At 35.6% G+C, this 1,190-nt stretch carries 1 protein-coding gene; it reads left to right on the top strand.

Annotated features, from left to right (window positions below):
- Positions 1 to 93: 93 nt before the first annotated feature.
- Positions 94 to 1,053, top strand: coding sequence for a hypothetical protein (locus A6E06_RS11340; protein ID WP_083190322.1), 960 nt, complete (start codon positions 94 to 96; stop codon positions 1,051 to 1,053).
- Positions 1,054 to 1,190: the final 137 nt, after the last annotated feature.

Genomic DNA, 1,190 nt, shown 5'->3' with positions numbered 1-1,190 from the left:
CTTTAGTTTCAGTGATTAAGGCGGTAAAATTCAGCTAAGCCTGTATCGTAGTAAACGTGTTATGCAGGCGTTATATTTTATAGAGGATTATCTGTGACATTAGTTATTTCGGGTTACATTCACCGTCCAGGATATACATATGATTATAGTAACGTGTTGGAAGGTGATTTAGTTAAAAAACCAAAAGACAAAAGTGAAAGAGAATCTGGCCTCTTTTCTATAGCTGATAGTGTAATTACAACAGTGGGAGGTGGCGGAAGAGTACCGCTCTTAAAAGGGTTTAAAAAAATTGTTAATATACCAATTAAGCTTTGGCAACCTTATTTGGTTGGCCCTCACTTCCGTGGTTATAAATTAATTTTTCAAGAGTGTGAGTGCTTTGTGTCATTTGCAGGAAGCACTTTAACCTCACAGCATGTTATTAACCTAATTAGTAACCACCTATCTCTTCTTCGTATTGACTATAGAAGTAAGTTTCTAGAAAAAGGAGATTTCATTGTAATCAAAAACTGCGACCGTAATGAATTAGAGGTGACGGCTAATTACTCTCATCATTCTGATGAGCTATTTATACCTGAACGAGATTATCAAGGAATTTTAACTGCTGATGTAATTGTCGATGTAGTCGAACACTCAATTAATACAGCATTAAAATCAGCAAAAGAATTTCGCTTGTCCGAAGAAGCGTTTAATGAAATGTATACCGAATTTACTCTTGGGTTAACATGTCCTTCTACAGGAAAAGATCTGCTGTATCATTTTCAAATGGATAAACGTTTAAACCTTGAAGGTGTTTACGAAGTTTTTGTTCATAAACACTATGTTCCTGAAAATGCTGTATCAGTCATCGGTATGAGAAAAACATTTGGTGACCGCATAGAAAAAGTTGTGGAGCATGCCATTAGCAATAACTTAAATCTATGTGAAGAATTAGTGGCATTTATGGAGACAGCTATTGATGAGGTAGATAAAGAGGGTTCATTTGAAATAGGCAAACCAATAGTAGTCAAAACCTTAGTAAATGGTACAGTAGTCAAAAAACTGGTGAAATAAAATATAACAAATGCATCAACACGATTTACTACACTCGGCAATCTCAGTTTGCCGGGTGTTTCTCGTTTTAAGGCGTCAATATTAAGTATAATTGCATAGTAGTAAACGTGTTATGCAGGCGTTGTGCGTACTGAGTC

Origin of the sequence: Aliivibrio sp. 1S175, from assembly GCF_001690985.1 — a bacterium.
In the GTDB taxonomy this organism is placed as follows: Bacteria; Pseudomonadota; Gammaproteobacteria; order Enterobacterales; family Vibrionaceae; genus Aliivibrio.
Note: the sequence above shows the minus strand (reverse complement) of the source record. Positions and strands in the feature narration are given on the sequence as shown.